At 65.6% G+C, this 8,624-nt stretch carries 10 protein-coding genes; 5 read left to right on the forward strand and 5 right to left on the reverse strand.

The window, feature by feature from the left end; translation table 11 throughout:
• Positions 1-269 precede the first annotated feature (269 nt).
• Entirely contained in the window at positions 270-845 is a 576-nt protein-coding gene (locus ACFE7U_RS16630; RefSeq protein WP_375410826.1) for a TetR/AcrR family transcriptional regulator, read from the reverse strand.
• Between the two features lie 111 nt (positions 846-956).
• On the opposite strand from ACFE7U_RS16630, the gene ACFE7U_RS16635 reads away from it, so the two are divergent.
• Complete coding sequence (locus ACFE7U_RS16635) at positions 957-1,658, forward strand: glutathione S-transferase family protein (RefSeq protein ID WP_375410827.1); 702 nt, start codon at positions 957-959, stop codon at positions 1,656-1,658.
• A 141-nt stretch (positions 1,659-1,799) separates the two neighbouring features.
• The gene (locus ACFE7U_RS16640) at positions 1,800-2,291 is read left to right on the forward strand and encodes a lipocalin-like domain-containing protein (protein WP_375410828.1); all 492 of its coding nucleotides are present in this window, start codon (positions 1,800-1,802) and stop codon (positions 2,289-2,291) included.
• A gap of 134 nt (positions 2,292-2,425) precedes the next feature.
• Here ACFE7U_RS16640 and queC read toward each other — a convergent pair whose 3' ends face one another.
• The 4 genes from queC to queE form a co-directional block, all read right to left on the reverse strand.
• Positions 2,426-3,127, reverse strand: coding sequence for a 7-cyano-7-deazaguanine synthase QueC (gene queC / locus ACFE7U_RS16645; protein ID WP_375410829.1), 702 nt, complete (start codon positions 3,125-3,127; stop codon positions 2,426-2,428).
• A gap of 16 nt (positions 3,128-3,143) precedes the next feature.
• Positions 3,144-3,503, reverse strand: a complete 360-nt coding sequence (queD, locus tag ACFE7U_RS16650) for a 6-carboxytetrahydropterin synthase QueD (protein WP_375410830.1) — start codon at positions 3,501-3,503, stop codon at positions 3,144-3,146.
• Positions 3,504-3,592: 89 nt separating this feature from the next.
• Entirely contained in the window at positions 3,593-4,075 is a 483-nt protein-coding gene (locus tag ACFE7U_RS16655) for a hypothetical protein (RefSeq protein ID WP_375410831.1), read from the reverse strand.
• Positions 4,076-4,195: 120 nt separating this feature from the next.
• Positions 4,196-4,828 (reverse strand): 7-carboxy-7-deazaguanine synthase, encoded by a 633-nt coding sequence (queE, locus tag ACFE7U_RS16660; RefSeq protein WP_375410832.1) that lies wholly within the window; start codon positions 4,826-4,828, stop codon positions 4,196-4,198.
• Between the two features lie 322 nt (positions 4,829-5,150).
• Here queE and ACFE7U_RS16665 point away from each other — a divergent pair, with 322 nt between their 5' ends.
• From ACFE7U_RS16665 to ACFE7U_RS16675, 3 genes are all read left to right on the forward strand, one after another.
• A complete protein-coding gene (locus ACFE7U_RS16665; RefSeq protein WP_375410833.1) occupies positions 5,151-6,704 on the forward strand; it encodes a D-alanyl-D-alanine carboxypeptidase family protein in 1,554 nt (517 codons plus the stop codon).
• Between the two features lie 31 nt (positions 6,705-6,735).
• Positions 6,736-7,821 (forward strand): CobW family GTP-binding protein, encoded by a 1,086-nt coding sequence (locus ACFE7U_RS16670; RefSeq protein WP_375410834.1) that lies wholly within the window; start codon positions 6,736-6,738, stop codon positions 7,819-7,821.
• Positions 7,822-7,958: 137 nt separating this feature from the next.
• On the forward strand, positions 7,959-8,624 hold a 666-nt coding region (locus tag ACFE7U_RS16675; RefSeq protein ID WP_375410835.1), incomplete at its 3' end, for a hypothetical protein.

The following is an 8,624-nucleotide window of genomic DNA, read 5'->3' on the forward strand; positions in this document are numbered from 1 at the left end:
ACACCGGGATCGACCGCATCGGCGCGAGATCGTGCTGCACGCGGTCGGTGCGTAGGAGCGCTTGGGCATGGCCTTCACCGAAACCCTCTGCATCTGACGCTCTGTTTGGCGTGCACAGGGCTACTTTCGACCCGTTGCAGATGATCGGAAGGTCCGTTCCAAGGCAACTTGGTGGCCGAGGACCTACGACTGGGTCGGGTGGATTTCCGCCTGACCGCTTACGGTCGGCAGAGCATTGAAGCGGACCTTGTCTTCGCGTGAGCTTTTGATCAGTTCGGTAGGAGTCCCGCCTCTTGATAGCTCCTGACCAACGAGTCGAACAGATTTATGTCCGAACGACTTCGAGCGATGATCTGAGCTCCGGCTACAGCAGCATAGATCGCACGGGCTCTCTTCTCCCCGTCCTTCGGCTCAACTAAATTTGCAGCAATTAGATGCTCGCGTAGCCAAGCCGTATTAACGTCGGCAAAAGACTGGACCTCCTTCAGAACCTGCTCAGGCAACGCGTCATATTCGGTCGCCATGAAGCTGCTGAGGCACATACGATTATTGCGCTCCAGAGAGAGGCGAAAAATACTGGGGTATTGCCGCAGCGCTTCCATCGGGCTTTGCGCATCCGTTGAAATAGCCTCAAGATCGCGGGCGATGTCTTCCCAATAGCGGCGCGCGACTGCCGCGCCAAGGATGGCCTTATTTGCGAAGTAGTAGTTGATGCTTGCGGCCTTGACGCCGACGGCCTGCGCGAGGTCGCGGAAATTGATGCCGCTGTATCCATAGGCCATCGCTGCTTCCCTCGCTGCCACGAGGATCGCCTCACGCACATCCCTCTTCAACGTCGCTGCCATTCTCGACCTCCACCTGTCATATGGCAGACAGGGGTTGACAGCACAAGATGTCAGTCCTAGCTTGCTACCTGTCATCTGACAGACAGGCAAAATTCTGAGGAAAGCGAGACGATGATGTCCGACAAGCTCAAGCTCTTCACCTCACCCTCGGCCTTCCCGAACCCGCAGCGCCTGCGGATCTTCATGCACGAGAAGGGGATCGCCGGTCACTTCGACGAGACAGTCTACGACATGTCACCGGTCGGCGAGCAGCGGGGTTGGAAGCACCTGAAGATGAACGCTTGGGGCGAAACACCGACCCTCGCGCTCGCCGACGGCTCTTACTTGAGCGAGACCTCCGCCATTGCCCGCTACCTCGAAGACACGTTCGAAGGCCGCAAGATCATGGGCGAGACGGCGCACGAGCGTGGCCTTGATCAGATGTGGGACAACCGGGTGTGGGTGCACATCCTCTATCCCATCGTCACTGCATTTCATGTCCTGCATCAGGGTCTGGGCCCGAAGCTCGAACTGACCAGCAATCCGGCCTGGGGCGAGCACTCCCGCAAAGTAGCACTGCTGCATGCCGGCTTGGTCGACCGGCACCTCTCCGACGGCCGTGCGTGGCTGGTGGGAGGCGATCAGCCGACGTTCTCGGACATCACGTTGGCGACGGCCATCGCGTTCTCCAAGTTCCCGGTGAACGCCACCCCGCTCGATGAGCGCTTCGAGCATCTCGATGCCTTCTGGCAGCGCTGGCAGTCTCGGCCGACCTTCATCGCTGCCTATGCGGACAGGAGCAGCGGTGTGCTGGAGATCGACAACCGGACGTGAGCGCCCAGCGGTCGGTCCCGGCCGGGGTCCGACCGCAATCAGGAAAATGAGAACTCACCCCTAGACCGATGGGTGATTGCAAAGCGTTCACGCATCTTCCTAAAAAGAGGTATGGCACAAATCGAGTCTCGGGAGGATCTTATGAAAGTGCTGTTCTCGGCTTTCGCCTTCTGCTTGCTTGCGTCGTCCGCGTTCGCCACAGAAACGAGAGACTTGGTTGGAAACTGGCGTCTTGCAACAGCGACCCGGCTGCTTGTGGATACCAATGAGGTCATCGACGCCTACGGTGGGCCACGGCCAACCGGGTGGTTGAACTACAGTCCCGATGGACGAATGATGGTCGTGGTCGCTTTCGAAGGACGAAAGAGGCCGGAAGCCAACGACAAGATGACTGACGAGGATCGCATCGGATTGCATAAGAGCTTCTATGCCTATACCGGAACTTACGCCTTCGACGGACAAAAGGTCACTCACAAGATCGATGTCTCTTGGAACGAGGTTTGGACGGGAACATCGCAAGTTAGAAATATCGATTACAGAGATGAGAATCTCGTCATCACGACGCCGCCATTCAAATTCAATGTCGACGGAAAGATGAGCGTCCTTACGTTGACATTTGCACGGAACAAATGAAGTCCGTTCTTTTCACGGACGATGTGGCGGACCGATGGAGTCTCGCGGACCGAGAATTCATCCATGCCGATCGAGACTTGGTGCTCGGCCTCCAACTCAGGGTGAAGCCCGTCGCCCCTGTGGTCGCTGACGGATCAGGCCCCCGCCACGAACGCCCCATACCCCTTCGCCCGGAGATCGCAGGCCGGGCACGTCCCGCAGCCATAGCCCCAATCGTGCCGGGCGCCGCGCTCGCCGAGGTAGCAGGTATGGGTGTCCTCGACGATGAGGTCGACTAAGCCCTGCCCACCGGTCTGCTTCGCGAGCGCCCAGGTCGCTGCCTTGTCGATCCACATGAGGGGCGTGTCGAGGACGAAGCGGCGGTCCATGCCGAGGTTGAGTGCCACCTGCAGCGCCTTGATGGTGTCGTCGCGGCAATCGGGATAGCCGGAGAAATCGGTCTCGCACATGCCGCCGACGATGCGGCGGAGCGACCGGCGATAGGCGAGCGCCGCCGCGAAGGTGAGGAACACGATGTTGCGGCCTGGCACGAAGGTGTTGGGCAGACCATCCGCCGCGAAGGCGATCTCCGTGTCGCGGGTCAGCGCGGTCTCCGAGATCGCGCCCAGCGCTCCGAGATCGATGAGATGATCCTCGTCAAGCCGTGCCGCCCAGTCCGGGTCGAGGGCCGCGATGCCCGCGCGCAGGCGAGCCCGACAGTCGAGCTCGATCCGGTGGCGCTGCCCGTAGTCGAAGCCCAGCGTCTCGACGCGGGAGAAGCGCGCCAGCGCCCAGGCGAGGCAGGTCGTCGAATCCTGTCCGCCCGAGAACAGGACCAGGGCGCCCTCGTCGGTCATCGCGCTTGGTCGTCCACTAGTCCGCACCCTCGTACTCGGCCCATGACATCGATGTCTCGAACACCTTCACCGACGAAAGCGCGGGCAGCGCCCCCTTGGCGCGATGCCAGATCCAGGCCGCGATATGCTCGGCGGTGGGGTTCTCCAGCCCCTCGACCTCGTTGAGGCAGTAATGGTCGAGCTGGCCCAGGATCGGCGCGAACGCGGTCTCCACGTCGAAGAAGTCGACGACCCAGCCGGTGTGCGGATCGACCGGGGCGCTCAGGGTCAGCTCGACCCGATAGGAGTGCCCGTGCATGCGGTGGCAGCGGTGGCTCGCGGGCACGTTCGGTAGCCGGTGCGCCGCCTCGAAGGTGAAGGCTTGGGTGATCTTCATGGGGCCGTTCCTAGACCGGATAGGGGCGACGGACCACATCCAAGGCGGGCGGGATGTCCATCTGTTGAGCCGAAGGCCGCCCGCAACGCCTAAGCGGGACGTCGTCGGGTCAGCCGCGGCCGCCAGATGCCGACCACGACGTTGACGACCGCGACGGCGAGCAGCACCCACAGCGTGTTCCGCTCGGCCGCGAGCGATCCCGTGAGGGTCGCGGGGTCGATCCGCCCCGCCAGCGCGAGGGCGCTCTGCTCCGCTTCCTGCTGCATCGGGCCGAGAACGCCGACGAAGCCGCTCTCGAAGACCAGGATGCCGGTGGCGGCCTTCAGCCAGGCCCAGCCGGCGTCGTGGTAACCGCGGTTCAGACCGATCGCCAGCAGGCCGGCGATCAGCGTCAGCCCGAGCGACGGAAAGAAGATCCACGTGGCGATCGTGCCCATCGCGCCGCGCATCATGGCGTATTCGGCCAACGCACTCGGCGAGGGAGCCCAGCTCAACAGGACGAGCAGGGATGCCATCGCCCCCATGAGGCCGATGGCGCCTATCGTGTGAAGGAATTTCAGAAAGCGTCGCACCGAGTCTCGAAACCCGCCGAGGTCTGCAGGCGAAACGCTACCGCAATCGAAGGGATCGCGGTAGCGGCCCCGGCGGGCGGCGCGAAGGCCGATGTCCGCCGATCGGACCGGATCTCGAGTCTACGGGATGCCAATGATCTTGTGCGTTTGCAGAGACAGCCGCCAGCGCGCGTCGCCGCGACAATGCTCCACCGCCGCTTGCGTCGCCGCGAGCCGGTCCGATCCGTCCATGGGTTGCAGCCAATGATGGCGGAAGGGGAGGGAGGCCAAGGCGTCGAGATCGAAGCCGCCTTGAGGAAAGACCAGCTTCAGCTCGTGTCCCGAGGCCTGCACCAAGGGGTTCCCGGCCTTCGGGCTGACGCAGATCCAGTCGATCCCCTCGGGGGCGGGAAGCGTCCCGTTGGTCTCGACGGCGATCTCGAAGCCGCGTCCGTGGACGGCATCGATCAAGGCGGGGTCGAGTTGCAGCAGCGGCTCGCCGCCGGTGAAGACGACATAGCGATTGTTCTCGCCGCCGCGCCAGGTCTCCGAGATGGCCACGGCGAGGTCCTGCGCCGAGGAGAACCGGCCGCCGCCCTCGCCGTCGAGGCCGACGAAGTCGGTGTCACAGAACCGGCAGGCGGCCTCCGCTCGATCCTCCTCGCGCCCGGACCAGAGATTGCAGCCGGCAAAGCGGCAGAACACGGCCGCGCGGCCCGCCTGCGCGCCCTCGCCCTGAAGCGTATGGAAGAGTTCCTTGACGGCGTAGGACATCGCACCTTCAGCGCGGGGTGGCGAACCGGTGTCCCGGAACGCCGTCCGCCATAGTCCGCAAAGGCCCCCGACGCCACTTGCGGACCCCGGTTTCGAATGATCAGAGGCGGCAGAAGGTTGTGACTTGGTGTGGGTGAGCAGGATTTGCCATGCTCTCGCCATGGAACGCGGGTTGGAGTGAGGCGTCATGGATGCGGTGGACCCGTCTTCGCATGAGCGGCCCCGTTCCGGTCGGCCCTCGCGCGGGCTCGTTTCCGCCCCACCTCTTTCGGACGACGCGGCCGGGAAACCGATCGACGTCGTCCTCGTCGAGACAGGCCTGATGTCGAACCGATTCTTGAGCCGCCTCGCCCTTGGGCTCGCCGCGGCAGCGGGCTTGTTGACGGGGGGCGCGGCTTGGGCCGTCACGGCGCCGATGCTGGTGGTGGACGTCGATTCCGGCAAGATCATCCATGCCCAGGGGGCCACCGACCCTTGGTTCCCGGCCTCCGTCACGAAGCTGATGACCGCCTACGTCGCCCTCGATCTGGTACGGCAGGGCCGGGTCTCGCTCGATTCCCTCCTGACGATCTCGCCTCAGGCCGCCGCGGAGCCGCCCTCGAAGATGGGCTTCAAGCCCGGCACGCAGCTCACCCTCGACAACGCCCTCAAGATCATCATGGTCAAGTCGGCCAACGACGTCGCCTATGCGATCGGCGAGAACCTCGGCGGATCGGTCGAAGGGTTCGCCGCGATGATGAACGAGACGTCTCAGCGCATCGGGATGCGCGAGAGCCGCTGGACCAATCCGCATGGCCTGCCGGACCCCCGGCAATGGACCTCGGCCCGCGACATGGCGGTGCTGGGCCGCGCTCTGATCCGCGATTTCCCCGAGTCGAGGCCGCTCTTCTCGATCAGCGCGATCCAGTTCGGACGGTCCGTGATGGCCAACCACAACGGCCTGCTCGGGCGCTACGCCGGCACCGACGGCATGAAGACCGGCTTCATCTGCTCGGGCGGCTTCAACGTGGTGGCGAGCGCCACCCGCAACGGACGCCGCATCATCACGGTGGTCATGGGCCAGCCAAGCGCGCGCGAGCGCGACATCAAGGCGGCCGACCTGTTCGATTTCGGCTTCAGTCAGTCCACCGGGTGGGGTGCGGCGACCCTCGAGAGCCTGCCCACCTCCGGGATCTCCGAGCCACCGGACATGCGCCCTTACGTCTGCGACCGGCGCAAGCCGATGCCGGTGGATTCCGGCCAGGGTGCGGTCGTCGCCGGCGCCAATGCCGACAACGCTAACACGCAACTGATGGCGGCGGTCTCGCCCCTGCCCTCGGCGCTGGCCTTCGCCACGATGAACAGTGCGGCCCTGCGCAACCGCGCCCTTCCGCCCCGTGCGCCCCTTCAGCCGGTGCTGGTCTGGATCGGTCGCGACCCGGCCGAGAGCGCCATCGCGCTGAACGAGCAGGCCGAGTCCGAGAAGGCCGAGAAGGCCGCCGCGCGCACCGCCAAGATCGAGGCGGCGAAGGCTGCCCGCGAAACCGCGAGAGCAGCCAGGGCGACCACCGCGAAAGATCAGCCGGCCCCGAAGAAGGCCGCCGCGAAGGTCCGACCCGGCATGCCGTCTTCCACGAGCGCCTATACGTCGGTCGAGACCACCCCCGTCCTCGCCGGTGGCCCGAAGGTCAGGGCTGAGGCCGTCAAGCCGGCCAAGGCGAAGGTGGTGGCGGCCAAGGCCCAGCCGAGGCCGGCATCGGCGAAAGCCGGGGCTTCCAAGCCAGCGGCGGCCAAACCGACGAAGGCCGCAACGGCCAAGGTTACGACGGCGAAGGCCACGACGACCAAGGCCTCGACCGCGAAGGCCGCGACGCGGCGAGGGGCGGGGGAGGATTGAGCACGGCTTCGGGTCGCGCTAGGCGGATCCGATGACCGAGCCGCAGAGACGTCCCGATCCGATCCCGCTCACCGTCCTCACGGGCTTCCTCGGCGCCGGCAAGACGACGCTGCTGAATCGGATGCTGCGCGATCCGGCGCTCGCCGACACCGTGGTCATCGTCAACGAATTCGGCGAGATCGGCCTCGACCACCTGCTGATCGAGTCTGTCGACGAGGACATGATCCTGCTCGGCGCCGGCTGCCTGTGCTGCACCGTGCGCGGCGATCTCATCAGCACGCTGGAAGACCTTCTGCGGAAGCGCGACAACGGCCGCATCCAGCCTTTCCGGCGCGTGGTGATCGAGACGACGGGCCTCGCCGATCCCGCGCCGATCCTGCACGCGCTGATCTACCATCCATACCTCGTAATGCGGTACCGGCTGCAGGGCGTCGTCACGGTGGTCGACGCCGTGAACGGCGAGGCCACCCTCGACGCTCATCCCGAAGCCCAGCGCCAGGCCGCCGTGGCCGACCGGATCGTCGTTGCCAAGGCCGATCTCGCGGCCGATGCGGGCTCGGCCCTGCGGCAGCGGCTCGGCAACCTCAATCCCGGCGCTACGATCCACGAGAGCGACGTGCCGGCCGCCGACCTCCTCGGAGGCCTGTTCGGCCTCGAATCGAAGGGCGAAGACGTCCGCGCCTGGCTCGGAGCCGAGGCCGTGGAGCACCACCATCACGGCCATCATCATCACGACGTCAATCGCCACGATGCCGCGATCCGGGCCTTCACCCTGACGAGCGACGTCCCGGTGCCGCGCGCCTCCTTCGACATGTTCCTCGACTTGCTGCGCTCGGCCCATGGACCGAAGCTCCTGAGGCTGAAGGGGCTCGTGGCGCTGTCCGACTCGCCCGACCGCCCGGTCGTCGTCCACGGCGTCCAGCACGTGATCCATGCGCCTGTTGAACTCGACGCCTGGCCGGACGACGACCGTCGCTCGCGCCTCGTTCTCATCGTGCGAGACCTCGATCCCTCCTTCGTCGAGAGCCTCTGGGACGCTTTCCTCGGCCGGCCACGCCTCGATTCCCCCGATGCGGCCGCCCTCATGGCCAATCCGCTCGCGATCCCCGGCAGCTGACGACAGGACGCCCGGGGCTGTCCCAGTCCTGCAAGTTTCGCGGCGGCATCAATCTTGGTCCTTGGGCTGGCGAAGGGGCGCTTCGAGCGTTCCCGTGTCCCGTAACGGGACGGCCCGGCAGGGATCAGGACGGCAGCATGAGACAGAGGTTCACGGTCATCGAAGGCGGTGCGGGGGCGGCACCACCTCACGCCGCGGTTGAGGCCGCTCACGATGCCGGCCCCGCCACATGGCGTATCGACCTCCGTCGAGCGAATTCGGTCCCCGAGCAACGGATCGCGGATTGGCGCGGCCTCCTCACGCGGCTGCGGGTTCCCGACCCGATCTTTGCCGATCCCGATTATCTGCTGCCTGCCGCCCAGCATCAGGCGCGCGGGGCCGAGCCGGTCTTCGCATTCGCGCTTGCGGCGGTGAATGGGCAGGAGCGCCTGGAGGGTGTGGCGCCTCTCACGATGCCCCATCACCTTTGGGGACGGAGCCGCGCCAAGCTCTGGCAGCCTGCTGGCCTCAACGTGGCGGCGACGGTCAATCCCGATCACCGTGACGCCATCCGCGACGCCGTCACCGATTGCCTTCGCGCATCGGGAATCCGTTACGACCTCGATGCGGAGGCGGCCCCACTGGACATCTCCCTTCTCGATCGAACCCTGGCGCCGGTGCGATCGGCCCGGACGGCCTTCTCGATCCGTCGCGACATTCCGGTCGAGAACGTCCTCGGGATCCGGCCGGCATCCGCGCCGGCCTTGCTCACCACCGAGCGGATCGTCGAACCCGGCCGCATCCGAGATGCCGTGGAGGACTAC

It is taken from the genome of uncultured Methylobacterium sp. (assembly GCF_964251405.1).
GTDB lineage: Bacteria > Pseudomonadota > Alphaproteobacteria > Rhizobiales > Beijerinckiaceae > Methylobacterium.